Below are 20,584 nucleotides of genomic sequence, written 5' to 3' on the forward strand. Positions count from 1 at the left end.
ACACATGAAAAAGATAATATTGTTAAGCCTGACAGTGGCAATTGTCGGGCAAACTATTCAAGCGCAGCAGGGTATAACAAATATAGTTCCGCCATCTCCTCAGGCCGAGGAAATGATCAGATATGGAAATCAGCCCTTAAATGAGTATAAAGGCATGGCACAGATCAATATTCCCATCGCTGAAATAAAAGAAAAAGATCTATCTAATAGTATAAATCTAGTATATGCCAGCTTAGGTGTTAAAGTAAACGATATCTCTAATAACGTAGGCGTCAGCTGGTTATTAAACGCCGGAGGTGTTATTACAAGAACTATTAATGATCTGCCTGATGAAATGCATCTGCCTTCTGACAGGCTTATTTTCAACAACCTGTCTGAACTTAATGGCTTATTGTCGATTACTGATAATTCCAGTAATTCAACATTATTAAAGTCATATTTCACAAATGAATCTTATGATAATCAGATTGATATTTTCAGCTTGTCTGTAAATGGTTTAACGGGCAGATTTTACCTGGATAAAAATTTAAATCCTGTTCTCCTTACTCAAAATAACCAGTTTAAAATTCAGACGGTAGGTGATTTTAAGATTACCCACCAGTTTATTTTAACCACTAACGAAGGTATAAAATATTATTTTGGAGGAGAAGGGGCAACGGAAAAAACATGGAAAAGAGAAACTCCTATATATTCCGGAATAACAAGTTTTTATTTAACGAAAATTACTAATCCTGCAGGAAATGAAATTAATTTCGGATATATTAATTTGGGTGGAAAAGCTTTATTATTTCCTAAATACGAGACGAAATTCATTGAAGGTAAATCAATTTCGGAATATGGATGCACGAATGAAAATTCACACGCACCGGGAGATATTAAGACTGATAATATTTTAAGGATAAATGGTGCAAAACAATTGGCTTCAATAACAAGTACAGATAAAAAAATTATTTTTAATTATTCAAATCCGGATAATACCCTGAATGAAAAACTTTTTTCTATTGAAATCCTCAATAATGCAAATAAAAAAATTAAGAAAGTAGAGTTTGAATATCTTAATCAGTATTCTGCGCTTAATTCTTCCGTGCTTGAAAGATTTTATTTAACGAAAATGAAATTTTATAATTATCAGGGAGATAATCTGCTCTATGATAATGAGTACGCCTTTTCATATGATGACCCTACTGGCTTACCGGATAGGAACAGTTATAATGTGGATGTATTCGGTTATTTCAATAATAAGATGAATTTATCTTATATACCTGATTTAGATTTGTTAAATAATACAAAAAATTTCCCTTCTAATTTTAATAAAGGGACCCTTGCTGACAGGACTTCAAATTTTGAATTTGCCAAGAAAGGGACTTTAATCTCCATTAAATATCCAACAAAAGGAGAAACTAAATTCGAATACGAAGCTATTCCTCAAAAAACACCCACCAGCGAACATGTAGAAGGTGAAGTCATTAACAGTCCGCATACTGCTCCTATCCAGGAATATACATCAGAGCTCGACGGTAGCAGAGTGGCAGATAATAAAGTAAGTATCAACCTGTCAATCCGACAATTTGATATTCTTTCTTTAACAACTATCCTTGAGGTCAATTTTAAAATAATGGATAAAATCTCAGGTGATGTATTATTCGATGAGAGTGTTTTCCTGCCAAGAACTTCACAGGAAGATATCAATAATGGATACCGTATGAAAGATGCCGATTTTCAGTTTCTTACAGATCCTGCTAAGAAGTATATATTAAAATTATCATTAAAGATTAAACCCAATGTTAATTATAACGGAACTTTTAGTCTAGGTTACAGAACGCATGGCTATAACAGAGCATACATATCAGGTCTAAGATTAAAAAAAACCTATGATGTAGGGATGAATAATGATATTTCCAACATCAAAAGAATATATTATTCGGCTTTCAAAGATATAGACAATAACGATATCTTACCAAGTAATTTATATTACGAAAACTATAAAATAATCAGTTATTTTGCAACATCTTGTACTTCATCTCTGCCTTTACAAAATGAGTATTATTATTATAAAACATATAATAATACATCAATAGCATCAGAACCTTTAAATTATTTTAAAGATAATGAAATAGTCCAGCCTTTTACCTATCCTATAACTACCATAAGCTATGGAGGAGATCATTTTGAAAAAGGAGGTGAAGAGAAAGTGTTTGTAAATAATGTATCTGATATTACCTCCATTTTTAAACAGCCTGATAGCCAGTATTATTTGGGCGACACTGTTGATTTTTCACAATTAACAAATAATTTCTTCCAACGGTACAGGACAGCATTTTTTTATGAAGACTATAATGGTAAAGTTCTGACCAACAAAATTATTATAAATAAAAACAATCAGCTTTTCGTAGATAAAAAAACAGAATATAATTACGATTTTGAACCGAGAGGTCAGGTGTATGATTTATCAGGAACAGAAGCTTTCAGCTTGTTAACTTCTTTTCCGGAAAGAATTGTATCTAATCTTTATATTTACTCCATGACCAAAAATATTTACTCAATATTTTTGAAGAATAGTAAAAGTATACAATATTTTGATAATGTGTTACTTAGTGTTCAAAATGATACTGCTTATAAAAAACTTATTACCACAACCGAATATTCCTATACCAATCCTTCCCATCACCAGCTGACTTCTGAGAAGACTGTTTTTCCGGATCAGAGTACTACAGAGGTCACTTACCGCTATGCCCATGAAAAAGGGAATCAGCGTCTGATCAATGCCAATATGATTGGCATCCCTCTGGAAACTGAAACCACTCAAACTATTGGGGCTGCCTCCAAAATGCTTTCTAAAACCGAAACAAAATATGATAACCCTTTGAACTTACTTCCAAGTTCTTTATTATCCACAGATTTACAAAGTAATTTAGTATCTACAGAAGTTACTTATGATCAATATGACTCAAAAGGAAACTTACAGCAGTATACCAGCAAAGCAGGTATTCCTGTAAGTATTATCTGGGGTTATAATAATACCCGACCTATCGCTAAAATAGAAGGTGCTACTTATAATCAGGTTGAAAATTCGATATCAGCTATAGTGATAGCTTCCAACACCGATGCCGATGCTGGAATGAATAACGATGAGACAGCATTTCTTACAGCTCTAAAAACATTCAGAGACAATTTACCTAATTATCAAATCACTACTTATACCTATGATCCATTAGTAGGAGTAAGAACCATTACCCCTCCTTCTGGGGTCAGAGAAAATTATCTGTATGATTCAGCCAATAGACTGGAAAAAGTAACCGATATGGACGGCAAGATCCTGAAGGAAATAAAGTACAACTATAAAAACTAAGAAGTGATGAAAAAATTAATAATTCCTATAGGTGTTCTTTTAATAACTTACACTGTAAAAGCACAGGTACAGCTGCCCTCCGGTTTGAGCAGTACCAATGAAAATTATATCTACACAAGGACTTACCTTGAACCTAAAACCCAGAGTGATGCCAATGCCAGACAGGTTCAGGCCGTTCAGTACTTCGATGGCTTGGGCAGACCCAGGCAGGTCGTGAATATCAAAGCATCACCGTTAGGAAAAGATATTGTTACCCATATTGAATATGATCAGTTTGGGAGACAGGTAAAAGACTACCTTCCCGTTCCCCAGGGAAACACTTCAAACGGAGCTATTGTTCCCAATCCATTGGGTAACGCTCCATCAGTGTATGGTAATGAGAAGATCTATTCAGAGAAAATACTGGAAAATTCTCCTTTAGACCGGATTCAGCAGCAGATTCAGGTGGGTACAGACTGGGCTGTTAAACCTGTGAAATTTGGCTATGAAGCCAATATCACGACAGATAAAGTAAGGAAATTTGCCACCTCTTCCAGCTGGGTGAACGGAGCTACGTTCTCATCAATCAGTAATAACGGGATGTATGGCGAAGCCCAATTGTACAAAAATACAGTCACCGATGAAGATGGAAACAAAACTATTGAATTTAAAAACGGTCAGGGCCAGATTATATTAGTCAGAAAAGAGCTCAGTGTAACCAAAAATGCAGATACGTATTATGTTTACAATGAATATAATCAGTTAGCTTTTGTAATTCCTCCGCTTCTTTCTCAGTTAGAGACCTGGGGTATGGCGGAACATGATGCTTTGGCCTATCAGTACCGTTATGACGGAAGAGGCAGGCTGGTAGAAAAAAAACTTCCCGGTAAAGGCTGGGAATATAGGGTGTATGACAAGCAGGACAGGCTTGCAGCAACCCGTGATGCTGAACTGGAATCCAAAGGACAGTGGCTGTACACCAAATATGACCAGTTTGGCAGAGTCGCTTATACCGGAATTAATACAGGAGGAACAAGAGCTACAGAGCAGAACGAAGTCAATACTTTTGGCTCCAATAATGTAAATCGTGGAAACGCGGTAGCTTTTAACAGACAGGGAATGGATGTCTACTACGGAAATTCCGACATTACCTATCCTAAATCCTCATCCTGGGTTACTTTATTGTCTTTAAACTATTATGATACCTATCCGGTATACAGCTTCAATCCTGCATTTCCTGCCAATACTCCTGAGATGACGATTTTAACAGATACTCTCACCCCAGACGGCAGAAATACCAAAGGACTGCCTGTGATGAGCCTTGTGAAAAATATTGAGGATGACAGCTGGACAAAAACTTACACCTACTATGATCAGAAAGGAAGAGTGATTGGCACTCACTCTATCAATCATTTGGGAGGGTATACCCATACCGAATCCAAGCTGGATTTTGCAGGCACTCCCCAACAGGTTATTACTAAACACAAGCGCCTAAACTCAGATTCAGAAAGAGTGCTAACAGAAACGTTTGAGTACGATCAACAAAACAGGCTATTGGTACATAAACATCAGGTAGATAATAATGCTGTTGAATATCTTACCCAGAATAAATACAATGAACTCTCCCAGCTGGAATCTAAGAAAGTAGGAGGAATTGCTGCCGCATCCCCGCTTCAGCAGATGGACTATAAATACAATATCCAGGGATGGATGACCCAGATCAATGATCCTGCTGCTCTGAACGGAAAACTTTTTGGATATAAGATCAAATACAATACCCCTGAAAACCCATCGACAACTGGGAAATTCAATGGCAATATCGCAGAAGTTGACTGGAATAACAGTTCTGAAAACAATCTCAAAAGATATGTTTATGAATATGATGCCCTAAACAGGCTTACCAATGCTTTTTATAAAGAACCGGGAACCGGAGTCAGCGGTAATTTTGACGAATACCTGACCTATGACCTGAATGGAAACATCAGTAATCTCAAGCGTACAGCGGCATCTATGCAAGGAAATACGGCTACTTTGGTCGATAATCTTGATTATATCTATAATGGCAACCGCCTGACCCAAGTGATAGAAAATGCCATGAATGATACCGGTTATGAAGGAGGTAATAATATCATAGATTATGACCTGAACGGAAGTATGATTACGATGAAGGATAAAGGAATTCAGAATATTGCTTATAATCATCTGAACCTGCCTGATGGTTTTGCAATTAGCCAGACAGATCCGTTTGGTACAAATGTAAATTTCAGTTTAAGCTATTTATATCGTGCTGACGGAACAAAACTCCGAAAAACAAATAAATCAGGAGGAGGAAGAGGTCAATCTACCTCATATTCATATACTGATTATTTAGACGGTTTTCAATATAGTTTTTTGGAAACTGTACAGCCTTGCTTATGGTGTAGAACAAGTGTAGCCTATGAACAGGAGGCATTTAAGGATCCAATCCTTCTTGACCCTCCTCTTTTGGGTTCCCTAGGCTGGCTATTGGATTTTGTACCAACTTCAGAAGGTTTTTATAGCTTTACAGAAAATCGCTATATTTACCAATATAAAGATCATTTAGGAAATGCAAGAGTAAGTTATGCTAAAAATAGTGAAGGCAACATTGAAATTACAGATACGAATAACTACTACGCTTTTGGAGCAAACCACATAGGCGGAACTAAATCCAGTTTAGGAGGATATAAAGGCTACAAGTACAACGGCAAGGAGTTGCAGGAGACAGGAATGTATGATTATGGAGCGAGATTTTATATGGCAGATTTAGGAAGATGGGGTGTGATAGATCCGCTAGCAGAAACATCTCGGCGTTGGAGCACCTATACTTATGCCTATAATAACCCAATAAGGTTTATTGACCCGGATGGAATGCAAAATTATGATATAACATTTGGGAAAAATATCTCAACAGAAACGCAAAATAAAATTGTTAGTGATTTAGGTAAAGAAACAGGTTTAGATTTATCTGTGGGAAGTGATGGAAAGCTTTCTTATAAAGAGAGTGAGAACATGGGAGGAAGTAAAACAGCCCGAGATATATTAAAGGGAGCTATTGATAACCATAGAGCAGATTATCAGGTTAATTCTGATAACACAAGAGGATCTTCTATAGTGGAGGCCGGAGGTAGAGGAGAAACAATAGATGGAAAGGCAGGCTATACGCAAATCTATGATTTGAATATAAATACTGATCAAATAGATAGTTTTATAGCAGGAACTAGTCAGTCTTTAAACCCTTTAACTCTGGGATATGGAATGGTCACCCTTCATGAAATTAGTCATAAATATAATAATCTAATAGACGGATTTGTTGGTAGTGATGGAACAGAATATCAAGCATCGTCCATATATGGTTTACAAGGAGATAATGTTAAAAAAATGAATGTTATCAGAACTGAATTAGATGCATCTGGAAATTTTGTATTGCCATTTGGTCAAAGAAAATCATATTCTCCATTAGTTGAAGGTGGAACGAGTTTTTATCCGTTTAGTACTGAGGCAAAGTCCGCAGGACCATCCAAAGTTAATTCAAAGAAAGATTTATTTATCAAAACCCTTCAAAAATAATGACCTTTAAAAATAGAGAAATGAAAATCCATAAAATACCTAAGTGTTCAATAATTATTCTAGCTTTTATTAGTTGTAGTTCGTTATCAAAAATCAGATATAAAGAAGCATATGAATTTGTAGATAAAGACTTTCTTAGTAAAGAAGTTTCAGAACAAGAGTTTGGAAAAGATGTTTCGGGAGTATATATTTATGACTTGGTATATGCTAATCCTTTGGATGAAAAAGATAGTAGCAATATTTATAAAAATATTTTATCAGAGAAAGGAGAAATAAAACCGTTAAGAAAAGATTCTAATCTTAAGGATTTGTCAAAGCAAAACTTAAATGGTAACTGGGAGCTAAATTCACAATTTAGTACTGTATTTAATAATGTTGTACAATATAAAAAAACTCCAAATGGTCCTTTAAATGCGGCAATATTTTCTGAAATTAAGCATAATCAATTAAGAATAGACGTTGTTCCTTTCTTTATAGGAAGTCCTAAATATTGTGGGACAATTACCAAATACTATTTTAAGTTTGATAAAACTAAAATAATTGAGAGTAAGAAATGGAAAGATCATTATGAGTGTTGGTGATAATAGAAATACAAAGTTTAATAAATCCTGTAAGTAAATCCTGTGAAGGAAAATTTAAAAAAGACTAAAAATATATTGATATTATTTTGGCTGACAATAAACTTTAGTTGTTTATCAATAAATATGCAATATGCTAAAAAAGATGTAGGCTTTTATAATTATATGGATAAAATAATTAAAGATCGAAAATTTAAGTTTTTAGAAATTTCCTATGTTAAAAGATGTGGTAATGATATTATATTTTCACTTTCAGAAATGAATTATAATGATAACTTATCAGATCAATATAAGGTTTACGATTATAAAGGAACTTTAATAATTTACGATGTAGGAGATGAAAAAGATAAGAATCTAATTGGATTTTTTGATGCCTTTTTTAAAAAATCGAATCGGGATATATCTTTTTTACCAAAAGGAAGACAATCAATAATAAATGCGACAGCAATGTATTTTAAAAGTGATAAGTTTATTACAGATAAATATCAAATACAATACTTTATGGAAAAAGATTGTGAGACTAAATAACCTAATATATGAGGGTAAATATAAAGAAGATTAAGATATTATTTGTTTTTATTATTGGCCCCCCCGCTGTGCAAAGCCTCCTGACTTTGCGCTGATAACCATAAACCCTCGCTTTTGCGAGGGTTTATGGTTTTACAAAGCAGCAGCGTTTTTAGCAAAAAGTCTTTAAATCCACCACCGGAGTCAGCGGTAATTTTGACGAATACCTGACCTATGACCTGAATGGAAACATCAGTAATCTCAAGCGTACAGCGGCAGCTATGCCAGGAAATACGGGTACTTTGGTAGATAATCTTGATTATATCTATAATGGCAACCGTTTGACCCAGGTGATCGAAAATGCTATGAACGACACCGGATATGAAGGCGGTAATAATATCATAGATTATGACCTGAATGGAAGTATGACCACGATGAAGGATAAAGGAATTCAGAGTATTCAGTATAACTATTTAAATCTTCCCTACCAGATTAATATTCAGAATGTTAATTTTGCAGGAAAAGTAAACACGGCAGATATCAGCCATCTTTACCGGGCAGATGGAGTGAAACTCCGCAAAACATATATACAGTCATTTCATATGGGGCTGCCTATAGATCATCTTACTGATTATCTCGATGGTTTCCAGTATAGCTATAGAGGTGATGGCAATGTATGTTTAGTGTGCAGAACAGAAACAGCCTATGAAGAACAGGCCTACAGAAAAATAATTGATCCTGTAATTCCTTCTACTCCCCAATGGACTCTGGATTTTGTACCTACCGCAGAAGGATTTTACAGTTTCATAGAAAACCGCTATATTTATCAGTATAAAGACCACCTTGGAAATGCAAGAGTAAGCTTTGCCAAAGACAGCGCAGGCGCTCCTGAAATAACGGATACGAATAATTATTATGCATTTGGAATGAATCATATTGGAGGAGTGAAAGGCTTGTTAGGAGGTTATATGAATTATAAGTACAACGGCAAGGAGCTGCAGGAGACGGGAATGTATGATTATGGAGCGAGGATGTATATGGCGGATTTGGGAAGATGGAGTGTGGTGGATCCTTTAGCAGAGAAATATAGGAGGTGGCCACCTTATAACTACGCAATGAATAATCCAATTAATCTTATCGACCCTGATGGACGAGGAGTAGCAAGTACTGGAGTAAAGGATAATAAAGATGGAACTTACACTGTTTTAAATGCTAAAAATGATGGAAATACAGGAATTTATATTACTGATGAAAAAGGGAATTATGACATAAACTCAAGTCAAAAAATTGCTGAAACACACCTACCTACTGAATTTATGCAGGCGAACAATATTACTGGTGGATTTGAAGGACATATAAATGCTACCTTTAGTCTAAATCCAGAATACAATATGAAAATTAATGGAAAAGCATATAAAAATTTAGATGGTAACGAAATTAAAAATATCTATATCAATTTGTTTAAACAGCAGACAAAAGGGATGGGTTGGTATGATACTCTTTCATATTTAAGAGATAATTCAGGAAATGGAAAAAAATTTGATATTAAAGCAAGTGTTGCAGGTTTTAGTCCGGAAAATGTAGTAATGCTTGATGGAAAACTAACTACCATTAGAGGATTAGGCAATGAAATATTTGGGGCTAACATGAATGTAGCAGCAGATAAATCGCCTTTCCATCAAGACTTTTTTTATCATCAAGTAATGCCAAAAGTAGGAGCTTACAACCAATCCCAAAATAAAGGAGCTACAGGATATAATTCAGGCTGGCCATTCTATGGAGAGCATACATTTTCAGGGTCATATATTTTTCATGGCTATTATGGAAGATTCCCATACAGAACAGATATAAAATATTAGTAAATGAGAATATTATTTTTTGTGATTTTAACTTGCTTATATAGTTGCAAGAAAGAAAATATAGCAGAACAGGAAAAGAAAAATAGGATCATTGTTAAGAGCATTGATAATGGAAACTTTAAAGCGACTTTTTTTCAAATAAGTACAATATCAGATGTTACAAACTATGTTGCTATAGAGAAAAATAAAAAAGAAGATATTATTTTTCATGGAAATTTTGGTTCTGTTATTGATATTTATTTTAGAGGAGAGGACACACTATATTTGAAATGTTATAAGCCATCATCTAATATTATATATGAATATAAAAAAGAAATGAATGGACTAAAAATTTTACAAGATACTTTAGTTACTGAAAAAGAATATAATGAGAAAACTCATAATTAATAAAAGAATCCCGCTGCGCAAAGTTTATAACTTTGAGTAGATAAAAAAACCTCGCATTTTGCGAGGTTTTTTGTGTTATATGATGTTCTGTTTTGTACTAGGAAAAGAACTAAAGCGCTGCAATATTTTTAAGTTTAGAAGCTTTAGTAAACGCATCAATAGTAGCAAATATGTGAGCTTTGGTATCGCTGTCGAGTTCCACCCGGCTGCGCAAAGTTTTTAACTCCGATCTTATCTATCCTAAATCCTCTACATGGGTCACTTTACTGTTTTTAAACTATTACGATAGTTATCTGGCATACAGCTTCAATCCTGCATTTCCGGCCAATACTCCTGAGATGATGATTTTAACAAATATTCTCACCCCAAACGGTAGAAATACCACAGGACTGCCTGTGATGAGCCTGGTCAAGAATATTGAAGATGACAGCTGGACAAAAACTTACACCTATTATGACCAGAAAGGAAGAGTGATTGGCTCATACTCTATCAATCATCTTGGAGGATATACCAAAACAGAATCCAAGCTTGATTTTGCAGGTCTTCCACAACAAACCATTACCACTCATTTACGAAAAACAGGTGAACCAGGAATCACTGTAAAAGAACGTTTTGTATACGATAATGGAAACAGGCTAAAAGAGCATTATCATCAGGTGGATAGCAAACCTGAAGAATTATTGGCAAAAAACAGCTATAATGAACTCTCTCAGCTCGTAAACAAGGAGGTAGGAAACAATCTTCAAAGTATTGATTATGCCTACAATATCAGAGGATGGATGACTGATATTAATAAAAATCAGATGAGTCTTACAGATTTGGGAGGAAAGCTTTTTTCTTATAAAATTAAGTACAACCAAAGAGAGGGAATTGAAAATCCTGACCCAGCACAATTTTCAGGAAAAAATGTACAACCAAGATACAACGGTAATATTGCAGAAGTAGATTGGAGGGCCGTAGAATCCCTGGGAGCCAACCCTTCTCTAACCCCTAAAAGATACGGCTATGCCTATGATGGTCTAAACCGTCTTCTGGCAGGATATTATCAGAATCCAATGAATCCCAACAGTAAAGAACATACAGAATCTTTACAATATGATCTGAATGGAAATATAATGGGCCTTTACAGAACTTCGGTATTTAATACAGGGACTAATACGGCTACAGTCATTGATAATCTTTCCTATTCATATTCTGGAAATCGGCTAAATTCAATTAATGACAGTACTAATAATGCAACAGGATATGAAGGCGGAGGAAATACAATCACATATGACCTGAATGGTAATATGAAGGATATGCTGGACAAGCAGATTCTGGGAATCAATTATAATTATCTGAATTTACCAAACAACATAACACGTGGTTATGATTTTAATATTAATCATCTCTATCGTGCAGATGGAGTGAAAGTATACAAAAGAACTATTGAAATTGAAAATGGCATCAATGGAACTGTCACCAGTACAACAGATGCGGATTATTTAGACGGATTTCAATACAGCCATACGACCACGCAGAGTAGCACGTCACCTGGCGGTGGTGGAACTCCTGTTGAAGAAGCAGAAGCGGCTTTTGCAGTATCTCCTATGAGAAAAGCCATGGAAATAGAAGCGTTCTCCGTAGAGCAGAGAAGAGTTCCTCCTCCTGCCATTAAGACTCCCGACTTACAGTTTTTCCCAACAGGTGAAGGATTTTATGATTACGGAAAAGATCAGTATATTTACCAGTATAAAGATCATTTAGGAAATACAAGGATAAGTTTCGGAAGAAACAGCGCAGGCGCTCTGGAAATCACTGATGCTAATGATTATTATCCTTTTGGGATGAACCATTTAAAAACAGGAAATTCATTCTTTGGACAGGGGACTTATAAGAATTATAAGTATCAGGGGCAAGAATTGCAGGAAACGGGTATGTACTCGTTTAAGTGGAGAAATTACATGCCAGATGTTGGACGATTTACCTCAGTAGACCCATTAAGTGAAAAATTTCCATATAATTCTACATACGCTTTCCAAGAAAATAAATTAGGAATGGGAAGAGAGTTTGAAGGTCTTGAGTTAGTTCCTTTCGAATTTCTGATGATGTCTAATTCTGCGGTAAGACCAACTACTCCTATTGCGGAAACGATGATACGGGAAACCCAGATTGAAGGAATTACATTAACTGGGAGAGCGACCCCACCACCTCAAATGGGATTTTTAGAAAGAATTGGAAATGCTATCAGCAAAGGTTGGGACTCTCTTACGGGTAATAACAAGCCTGAAACTACCAGCACTATGGATAAAACTGTAGAACAGGTAAAACCTGAAAGTATTACTGAACAAGTCAAACCGGAAAATAGCAACGAATTTACAAAACCTGAGGGTTGGGAAACGAAACAGACTAAAAGTCCTGGTGTACAGCATAAAGATCCAAATAATCCACGTAATAATGTTCGTGAAATGAAAGGGAACGAAGATAGTCCCAACCCTTTACAACAAAAGGATTATATAAAATATCAAAAGGATGGAGTACTTTATGATAAAAATGGGCAACCAACAAATGGAGGAAGAACACCAGAATCCCATATTCCAAAAACAGAATTTGATCAAACTAAAATGCCGCCTTTTGATTAATAAATAATATTATGTATAAAGAATTTAAAGAAAGATTAGTGGAATTGTCAGATATAAATCTGCAAAGGAAATTGTGGTTGAATATTGATAATACTACTGGGTTAGTATCTTCTTATTCGGAATTGTTTAATACTTTATTGGGTGATTTTGATTTTGATTATGAAATAGAAGATATAGACGATCATAATTTAAAGCAAAATCTTTTTAAATTAAAAGAAATGTTAGAGGAGTATCAAGAGCCTTCTTCTTATGAGGAAAATTATGATGATAATATTATTCTTGATGATCCAAAATGGAAAGAAATCGTAGACTTCACAAAAGTTATAATTGAAGATATGAATAGAGATTCTGCTATGCAAGATCTTTGACTTTGCACTGATAAAAAACAGAACAATAGAAATAAATCTTTGGGATAGTGTTTAGGGCTAGAATAAAAGGGCTGAATTTTTTATATTTGTGGTAATGAATAAAAAATCATGATGGAAAAGGACACTATCCCACGAAGTGTGTAAGTTAAAAAGTTAGGGCTTAGATTTTATAATCTGAGCCTTTTTTCAAAAATAAGAATAAATTGGTTTAGGACAATACCCCAATTTTGAATAGGCATCGTGGATATGCAAATAAAAACTCCAGTATAAGTTAAGCTACATTTTTGTAAATGTTTTTTTAATTATTAAATTCTTCGATTGTTTTGTAATTGAGTGTGCTATGCCTTCTTTTTTTATTGTATCCCGCTGGCAAAGTCTTCTGACTTTACACTGATAACCATAAACCCTCGCTTTTGCGAGGGTTTATGGTTTTACAAAGCAGCAGCATTTTTAGCAAAAAAGTCTTCAAACCCACCACCTGAGTCAGCGGTAATTTTGACGAATACCTGACCTATGACCTGAATGGAAACATCAGTAATCTCAAACGTACAGCGGCAGCTATGCCAGGAAACACTGCTACTTTGGTAGATAATCTTGATTATATCTATAATGGCAACCGCCTGACCCAAGTGATAGAAAATGCCATGAATGATACCGGTTATGAAGGAGGTAATAATATCATAGATTATGACCTGAACGGAAGTATGACCACCATGAAGGATAAAGGGATACAGAATATTGCTTATAATCATCTGAACCTGCCGGACCTGTTCTCCATCAATCAGAATAATCCTTTAGGAGGGCTTACCAGTTTCGGACTGAGCTATCTTTATAGGGCAGATGGCACAAAAGTACGTAAGACTTACACCTCCGGAGGCGGGAAAGGACAAAACAAAACGACAAAGATGACAGACTATCTGGATGGATTTCAATATAATTATATCGAAACCTCAGGTCCTTGTTTATGGTGCAAAACCAGTGTTGCCTATGAAGCAGAAGCTTACAGAGATAAGAACATTTTTGATCCCGGAATCATATCCCCTATATGGCTGCTTGATTTTGTCCCCACTGCAGAAGGATTTTACAGTTTCATAGAAAACCGCTATATTTATCAGTATAAAGATCACCTTGGAAATGCAAGAGTAAGCTTTGCCAAAGACAGCGCAGGCACTCTTGAAATAACAGATACCAATAATTATTATCCGTTTGGATTAAACCATGTTGGAGGATCTGGAAGTTATTACAACTACAAGTATAACGGCAAGGAACTTCAGGAAACAGGGAATGTATGATTATGGGGCAAGATTTTATATGCCGGATATCGGAAGATGGGGAGTTGTGGATTCATTGGCGGAACAAATGCGTCGTCATAGCCCTTACAATTATGCGTTCAATAATCCAATAAGGTTTATTGATCCTGATGGTATGGCACCTAAAGATGATTTTAGACTTAATAAAGATGGCTCCCTTGACTTGATCAGAAAAACAAATAGTGACGAAACAAAAGGAACTCACACAATTTACAATTCTGACTCATCAGAAGCTTTAGTTGTTAATAAGGATCTTATTGATAAAAAAGTTGAAGGAGAAAATAAGATGTATGGTGGGACAGCCACATTCTTGATTGAATCAAATAAAAAAGACGCTCAAACGATATTTAAATTTATGGCTAGAAACACCAATGTAGAGTTTGGTTTAAATGAATATCAATTTAAGGAAGGAAAAGCTTCTATAATATCCACAAATCACGAATCCAATGTAGATACTGCTCAAGCTTGGTTTAATTATTCATTCTATGGGAAAGGAAAAGATTTAAAAATATTGGATAACTGGCATTCTCATCCCAATGCGACAGATTTAAAAGAATTTAAACCGTCAGGTTACAACTCAGATGGCACTCCAAATGATTATACTGGAGATAGACAATACTATAAATATTTAAAAGAAAGTAATGGTGCGGGATTACCTCAATATTTTAATATTTATGGTACAAAGGTAAAATCAACTGTTCAATATAATGATCAAGTAATGAAAAAAATCAAAAAACTATGAAATCCTATATCTTAATTTTTCTTTCATTTATTTATCTGGCTTGTGATTCATCGTCGCAAAAAAAAGAAATTCTAACAAATAAGAACGAAATATCTCAAACAAACTCTGGAGTAAAACTAAATCTTATTACAATTAAAGAACCTTTAGAAAGAGAACTGAATGATTTTATAAAAAAGCTAGAAAAGAACGGACATGATAAAAAATCTAAAAAATCAATTCTTATTTATTTAAAAGATCAAAATGAGAATCATATGGATATTCTCTTGGCTAGTGATACGCCTAAGGAGATAGAGAACTTGAAAGGATTTTCTGTCTATAATAATTATACACTTTATTTCTTTTTTAAAAATATTGAGAATAATTGTGTGATAAATATTGAAAATAAGACTAGGAACGAAAAGTTTAAAATTTTACCACCTGCTCCATATAATAATCCACAGAAAAGAATAATTTTTAAAAAATGTACTAAGATTAAAGAGGAATATAATGACGGTTGGTAAGCTATAATACCTAAGTTTATCAGTACAAGTACAATGGGAACGAATTGCAGGAAACAGGTATGTATGATTATGGAGCGAGGATGTATATGGCGGATTTAGGAAGATGGGGTGTGGTAGATCCATTGGCGGAGAAATCACGAAGATTTAGTTCATATAATTATGCATTTAATAATCCTATAATGTTTATCGATCCGGATGGTAGAGAAGGTTTAGGTTGGGGGTTGAAAGACGGTGTTTGGAGTTGGCAAAAAGATCTTACCGCTGATAATTATACCAAAAGAGGCTTTACTGAATATAAAGATGATGGTAGCGTAATTGAAAACTCTCCTATACAGGGAAAAGAAGGAGGAGATACAGGGAAAACATATTTAGGATTTAACGGTGAAGCTTCTTATCTACCAACAAATGAAAGCAATGGTTCAACTGGACTCTTAGGCTTATCAAATTGGTTTAGAGACTTAATTGGAACAACACAGGAGACATTTTACAGTTTTTCAGGAGGAATAAATGATCCTGATAAAGAAACATTGAATAAACTTAGGCCGGGAGATAATATTGAAGCTAACGATATGTTTCAACAGATATTTATGTTTTATGGCAGAAATACAAAACTTAGTGGTGGCAGTACAGGTTTTCAAGAAGGTCTTGTCCAATTTGGTCTTGATTCAGAGGCAGCGATAGATCTTAATAAGTCTGCTTTTACAAAAGAGCCGGATACGTTTAGCTATAATGGCCTTCAAGCAGTTAGTCTTAATATTTATAGAGGATCTGGAGGCGGAATAACCGGTGTCGGCGTTAAAACTCAGGATATTCATCTAAGTGGTCTATCCAGAAGTCAAAGGGACTCAGTGAGTAGTAGAGTTAACGCTGATGAAACAAAACGTAATAATCAAAAAGACTCTGTATTAAAAAGAATAATGAAATCAAGATAATATGAAAGCTAAAATAATTTGTATACTAATTTTATTCATTATTTTTTCCTGTAAAAAAGATAAGGCTGAAAGTTTTAAAGAAGAATTTACCCAATCTATTCAGAAAAAAATTACACAAGAGCTTAAACAGGACAGTTCTACTTTAGAATCCATTCAACTTGTAAAATTTGATACTTTAAAAGAATGGCAGGAAGCTGACCTCTTATTGCAATATTCTAATCAGAAATTGATACGTTTAAATAAACAACAACAACAGTTAACAAAAGAGCTTGAAAATGTTAAAACGATAAAGGATTTTGAATCAAATGAATTAAAATATAAAAAAGTAGAGGACAGTATAAAACACGAAATAAAAATTGGAGAAAGTGTAAGATATCTGGAGCCAAAAAAAGATAAAACGGGTAATTATCAGGCAATCTTTCTTTTAAAGGTTCATGATAAAAAATCCAATACGGTTAAAAATGATTCATTATTTATGTATGTAAATGACAAAAAAGTAATTTTTACACAGGCACAATTTATTGAACAATGTATTAAGAAATTTAATAAGAATTAGTCCGATCTTGCGGATTTGTAATCACATAAGCAATAATAAAGAATCCGCTATGCAAAGTCTATGACTTTGAGTTGATGTTCCTTGTTTTGTTTCGCTATGGAGTAAAGCTCTCACCGTTATATTTATCAGTATAAAGACCACCTTGGAAATGCGAGAATAAGCTTTACCAAGGACAGCGCAAGTGCTCTTGAAATTATTAACACCAACAATTATTATGCTTTTGGCTTAAACCATATAGGTCAGGGGAAAAGTCTTTTAGGTGGGTATTTAAATTACAAGTACAACGGCAAGGAGCTGCAGGAGACTGGAATGTATGATTATGGAGCAAGGATGTATATGCCGGATATTGGAAGATGGGGAGTAGTAGATCCGTTGGCGGAGAAGATGACAAGACATAGCCCTTACAATTATGCGTTTAATAATCCTATAAGGTTTATTGATCCAGATGGTAGAGCCCCTAAAGATGATATTACGGTTAATAATTCAGGCAAAGTTCAATATGTAAAACAAAATAATCAACCCAATAGATTTTTTGACATGAAAGGAAATGAACTTAAATTCAATGACCCAAAAGGTGTTGATAAGAAATTCTTAAACTCTGAATTTAAAAAAGGAGATAGGGTTTATTATGCTATAAGCTCAGGGCAAGTAGATAAAGCTGTAAATAGTGTAGGGTTAAATGATGAAATAAAAAAGGCTAGAGGAGCAGTTGTAGCATTGCCAAGTAATGAAATGAAAGCGGCGGCTTATGGAATAGCAAATGCAATGATTGCCTTTGAATCTCATAATGATGCTGATTTTACACATAGTTTTTTAACAAATCAAGTTGAAGGAGGAAAGAATGGTTTAACAGAAGATGGAGGAGTTTTTAGAACACACTATGTAGAAGATGAAGCATTTTTTAAATTTGAAGGGACAAATGATGTTTACAATCTTTATGATGCAGGGAATTTTATGTGGGGAAATTGGACAAAAGAAATTGGATTAACAGATATAGAAGTTTCGACAGGTTCACAAGCAAATGAGTTGAGAAAAGGCAGCTTAGATTCTGGAGCGGATCAAAATGCAATAAAAAAAGGAAGAAAATATTAACATGCTAAAAAAGATTCAATACCCTAAAAATTTAATACTGATATTTTTAGTATTTTCTTTATTTTTCTATCTAATTAGAAATATTGGAGATGGAAGATCTCTTATTGATTTGATATTAAACTGGATTATTTTTATACCAGGAATAGTTACGTTTTTTATTTTTTTATAAGTAATATTTTCAAATATAAGAATGACAGAACTAATTTATTATATTCTGTAATACCTCTAATTATTTTATTCTCTTTCATTATTTATGTTGTATATAATTTTTTTATAACTTGGAATGAAGTATGGAATACTCCATAATAAAAACAACAAAGCCACTCGTTTGAGTGGCTTTGTTGTTTATAAAATGCTTTGCAGTTTAGTTTGCTTGAGAAAGGCATCCAGGAGAGCGAAGACGTGTTGTCTGTCGTTCTCTTTTAGTTTTTGGATATCAAGGATTTTGGAGATGATATTTTTTTCCAAAAGAACATTTGTAGACCCTACAAGATAATCCAGAGACACTTCCAGGGCTTCTACCAGCTGTGTGGCCATCTCAATAGATGGTTTTGCTTCCTCACGCTCCCCGCTGGTACGAATATTTTGTTCGTACCTAAATTAAATATAAGATTACTTTTCAACGCAGCTTGTTCTTATAAAGCCCAAGCTGGATTTTTCAGGAGTAGCTCTAACAGATAACCTTGAATATAAATACACCGGAAACCGCCTTAATCAGGTGATAGAATCTGCCATGAACGATACCGGTTATGAAGGAAGTAATAATATCATAGATTATGACCTGAACGGGAGTGTGACCACGATGAAGGATAAAGGGATACAGAATATTGCTTATAATCATCTGAACCTGCCGGACCTGTTCTCCATCAATCAGAATAATCCTTTAGGAGGGCTTACCAGTTTCGGACTGAGCTATCTTTATAGGGCAGATGGCACAAAAGTACGTAAGACTTACACCTCCGGAGGCGGGAAAGGACAAAACAAAACGACAAAGATGACAGACTATCTGGATGGATTTCAATATAATTATATCGAAACCTCAGGTCCTTGTTTATGGTGCAAAACCAGTGTTGCCTATGAAGCAGAAGCTTACAGAGATAAGAATATTTTTGATCCCGGAATCATACCCCCTATATGACTGCTTGATTTTGTACCAACTTCAGAAGGTTTTTATAGCTTTACAGAAAATCGCTATATTTACCAATATAAAGATCATTTAGGAAATGCAAGAGTAAGTTATGCTAAAAATAGTGAAGGCAACATTGAAATTACAGATACGAATAACTACTACGCTTTTGGAGCAAACCACATAGGCGGAACTAAATCCAGTTTAGGAGGATATAAAGGCTACAAGTACAACGGAAAGGAATTACAAGAGACCGGGATGTATGACTTTGGAGCCAGAATGATGATGCCGGATATTGGAAGGTGGGGAGTTATTGACCCAGCCGCAGAATATTTTCCAGATATTACACCTTATGCTTACGTTGTTAATGACCCAATCGGATTTGTGGACAATGACGGAGAAATGCCCGGTCCTGTAGGCGCTATAATAGGTGTTTTCTCTGATTATATAACACAGGTTGGTGTTAACTATTTTTTAGAAGGTAAAAGTTTTAATACTTCTTTAACCGATGTTAGTTACTGGTCATTAGCTATTTCTGGCGCTTTTGGTTTTGCAACAGGAGGAATAAGTACATTAACCAAAGCCGCTACAAGTGGTATAGGAAAACAAGCCTTAGTAAAAACCATAGATTTTGGCGTAGATGTTTTAGTAGGTACTGTAGAAAATGCAGTAACAGATTATGCGGAAAAAGGAGAATTTGATGTATGGAAATCAATTACTGGTGGATTGCTTGAGGCAGGTATTGGTAAATTTATACCATTAAAATACGTAGATAAACTAGAGAGTAAACTTGCTAAGAAGATGAATATTAGTGCAGAGAACATGACCCGTTTTAAAAATAGAATGCAGAATGATGCTAATAGAAGCCGAAGTACAAGAGCGAGAAATAACAGGAAATATGCTGAAAACAAAAAAGCTTACGAAAGTTACACAAAAGCTTATGCTGGTGTTAAAGTCGTAAATGATGCATATAAAGCAGGAGGAGCTGAAGCTTTACAGAATATTGACTTATTCAAAAAGACTCCAGAAGAAACTAAAAAACCAACCATTACAGTTGGAGAAGTAACAGGCGGAATAATAAGAGAATAAC

16 protein-coding genes and 1 pseudogene are annotated in these 20,584 nt (G+C 34.6%); 16 read left to right on the forward strand and 1 reads right to left on the reverse strand.

Annotated features, from left to right (window positions below):
- The first annotated feature begins 4 nt into the window (after nucleotides 1–4).
- The 14 genes and pseudogenes from LF887_RS18060 to LF887_RS24340 all read left to right on the forward strand — a co-directional run bounded on the left by LF887_RS18060 (nucleotide 5) and on the right by LF887_RS24340 (nucleotide 18,368).
- On the forward strand, nucleotides 5–3,349 hold the full coding sequence (locus LF887_RS18060) for a hypothetical protein (protein ID WP_236855643.1): 3,345 nt from the start codon (nucleotides 5–7) through the stop codon (nucleotides 3,347–3,349).
- A 6-nt stretch (nucleotides 3,350–3,355) separates the two neighbouring features.
- Nucleotides 3,356–6,916, forward strand: a complete 3,561-nt coding sequence (locus LF887_RS18065; RefSeq protein WP_236855644.1) for a DUF6443 domain-containing protein — start codon at nucleotides 3,356–3,358, stop codon at nucleotides 6,914–6,916.
- Between the two features lie 20 nt (nucleotides 6,917–6,936).
- A complete protein-coding gene (locus LF887_RS18070) occupies nucleotides 6,937–7,497 on the forward strand; it encodes a hypothetical protein (protein ID WP_236855645.1) in 561 nt (186 codons plus the stop codon).
- Between the two features lie 123 nt (nucleotides 7,498–7,620).
- The gene (locus LF887_RS18075; RefSeq protein WP_236855646.1) at nucleotides 7,621–8,022 is read left to right on the forward strand and encodes a hypothetical protein; all 402 of its coding nucleotides are present in this window, start codon (nucleotides 7,621–7,623) and stop codon (nucleotides 8,020–8,022) included.
- A 260-nt stretch (nucleotides 8,023–8,282) separates the two neighbouring features.
- A complete protein-coding gene (locus tag LF887_RS18080; protein WP_236855647.1) occupies nucleotides 8,283–9,860 on the forward strand; it encodes an RHS repeat-associated core domain-containing protein in 1,578 nt (525 codons plus the stop codon).
- Between the two features lie 3 nt (nucleotides 9,861–9,863).
- Nucleotides 9,864–10,247, forward strand: coding sequence for a hypothetical protein (locus LF887_RS18085; RefSeq protein WP_236855648.1), 384 nt, complete (start codon nucleotides 9,864–9,866; stop codon nucleotides 10,245–10,247).
- Nucleotides 10,248–10,426: 179 nt separating this feature from the next.
- Nucleotides 10,427–12,868 carry an RHS repeat domain-containing protein gene (locus LF887_RS18090; RefSeq protein ID WP_236855649.1) on the forward strand — a complete coding sequence of 814 codons (2,442 nt, stop codon included), beginning with the start codon at nucleotides 10,427–10,429 and terminating at the stop codon, nucleotides 12,866–12,868.
- Nucleotides 12,869–12,879: 11 nt separating this feature from the next.
- Nucleotides 12,880–13,236 carry a hypothetical protein gene (locus LF887_RS18095; protein ID WP_236855650.1) on the forward strand — a complete coding sequence of 119 codons (357 nt, stop codon included), beginning with the start codon at nucleotides 12,880–12,882 and terminating at the stop codon, nucleotides 13,234–13,236.
- Nucleotides 13,237–13,796: 560 nt separating this feature from the next.
- Nucleotides 13,797–14,528, forward strand: a complete 732-nt coding sequence (locus tag LF887_RS18100) for a hypothetical protein (RefSeq protein WP_236855651.1) — start codon at nucleotides 13,797–13,799, stop codon at nucleotides 14,526–14,528.
- Nucleotides 14,455–15,288 carry a JAB-like toxin 1 domain-containing protein gene (locus tag LF887_RS18105; RefSeq protein ID WP_236855652.1) on the forward strand — a complete coding sequence of 278 codons (834 nt, stop codon included), beginning with the start codon at nucleotides 14,455–14,457 and terminating at the stop codon, nucleotides 15,286–15,288. Before LF887_RS18100 ends, LF887_RS18105 begins: the two co-directional genes overlap by 74 nt.
- Nucleotides 15,285–15,788: a hypothetical protein gene (locus LF887_RS18110; RefSeq protein WP_236855653.1), complete on the forward strand. Its 504-nt coding sequence runs from the start codon at nucleotides 15,285–15,287 to the stop codon at nucleotides 15,786–15,788. The genes LF887_RS18105 and LF887_RS18110 overlap by 4 nt, the downstream gene beginning before the upstream one ends.
- A 17-nt stretch (nucleotides 15,789–15,805) precedes the next feature.
- A pseudogene (locus LF887_RS24470) lies at nucleotides 15,806–15,991 on the forward strand (RHS repeat-associated core domain-containing protein); the annotation flags it as partial.
- A gap of 730 nt (nucleotides 15,992–16,721) precedes the next feature.
- Entirely contained in the window at nucleotides 16,722–17,276 is a 555-nt protein-coding gene (locus tag LF887_RS18120; protein ID WP_236855655.1) for a hypothetical protein, read from the forward strand.
- Nucleotides 17,277–17,471: 195 nt separating this feature from the next.
- Complete coding sequence (locus LF887_RS24340) at nucleotides 17,472–18,368, forward strand: RHS repeat-associated core domain-containing protein (protein ID WP_317207817.1); 897 nt, start codon at nucleotides 17,472–17,474, stop codon at nucleotides 18,366–18,368.
- Nucleotides 18,369–18,713: 345 nt separating this feature from the next.
- Here the strand turns inward: LF887_RS24340 and LF887_RS18130 are convergent, their stop codons facing one another.
- Nucleotides 18,714–18,905, reverse strand: a complete 192-nt coding sequence (locus LF887_RS18130; protein WP_236855656.1) for a hypothetical protein — start codon at nucleotides 18,903–18,905, stop codon at nucleotides 18,714–18,716.
- Between the two features lie 196 nt (nucleotides 18,906–19,101).
- On the opposite strand from LF887_RS18130, the gene LF887_RS18135 reads away from it, so the two are divergent.
- Nucleotides 19,102–19,506, forward strand: coding sequence for a hypothetical protein (locus LF887_RS18135; RefSeq protein WP_236855657.1), 405 nt, complete (start codon nucleotides 19,102–19,104; stop codon nucleotides 19,504–19,506).
- A 129-nt stretch (nucleotides 19,507–19,635) separates the two neighbouring features.
- Nucleotides 19,636–20,583, forward strand: a complete 948-nt coding sequence (locus LF887_RS18140; RefSeq protein WP_262912557.1) for an RHS repeat-associated core domain-containing protein — start codon at nucleotides 19,636–19,638, stop codon at nucleotides 20,581–20,583.
- Nucleotide 20,584: the final 1 nt, after the last annotated feature.

Source organism: Chryseobacterium sp. MEBOG06 (assembly GCF_021869765.1).
GTDB lineage: Bacteria > Bacteroidota > Bacteroidia > Flavobacteriales > Weeksellaceae > Chryseobacterium.

Excerpts from the sequence above, each read along its gene's own strand:
- LF887_RS18060 (WP_236855643.1), top strand. The coding sequence starts at position 5 with ATGAAAAAGATAATATTGTTAAGCCTGACAGTGGCAATTGTCGGGCAA.
- LF887_RS18065 (WP_236855644.1), top strand. The coding sequence starts at position 3,356 with ATGAAAAAATTAATAATTCCTATAGGTGTTCTTTTAATAACTTACACT.
- LF887_RS18070 (WP_236855645.1), top strand. The coding sequence starts at position 6,937 with ATGAAAATCCATAAAATACCTAAGTGTTCAATAATTATTCTAGCTTTT.
- LF887_RS18075 (WP_236855646.1), top strand. The coding sequence starts at position 7,621 with ATGCAATATGCTAAAAAAGATGTAGGCTTTTATAATTATATGGATAAA.
- LF887_RS18080 (WP_236855647.1), top strand. The coding sequence starts at position 8,283 with ATGCCAGGAAATACGGGTACTTTGGTAGATAATCTTGATTATATCTAT.
- LF887_RS18085 (WP_236855648.1), top strand. The coding sequence starts at position 9,864 with ATGAGAATATTATTTTTTGTGATTTTAACTTGCTTATATAGTTGCAAG.
- LF887_RS18095 (WP_236855650.1), top strand. The coding sequence starts at position 12,880 with ATGTATAAAGAATTTAAAGAAAGATTAGTGGAATTGTCAGATATAAAT.
- LF887_RS18100 (WP_236855651.1), top strand. The coding sequence starts at position 13,797 with ATGCCAGGAAACACTGCTACTTTGGTAGATAATCTTGATTATATCTAT.
- LF887_RS18105 (WP_236855652.1), top strand. The coding sequence starts at position 14,455 with ATGTTGGAGGATCTGGAAGTTATTACAACTACAAGTATAACGGCAAGG.
- LF887_RS18110 (WP_236855653.1), top strand. The coding sequence starts at position 15,285 with ATGAAATCCTATATCTTAATTTTTCTTTCATTTATTTATCTGGCTTGT.
- LF887_RS18120 (WP_236855655.1), top strand. The coding sequence starts at position 16,722 with ATGAAAGCTAAAATAATTTGTATACTAATTTTATTCATTATTTTTTCC.
- LF887_RS18130 (WP_236855656.1), bottom strand. The coding sequence starts at position 18,905 with ATGGCCACACAGCTGGTAGAAGCCCTGGAAGTGTCTCTGGATTATCTT.
- LF887_RS18135 (WP_236855657.1), top strand. The coding sequence starts at position 19,102 with ATGAACGATACCGGTTATGAAGGAAGTAATAATATCATAGATTATGAC.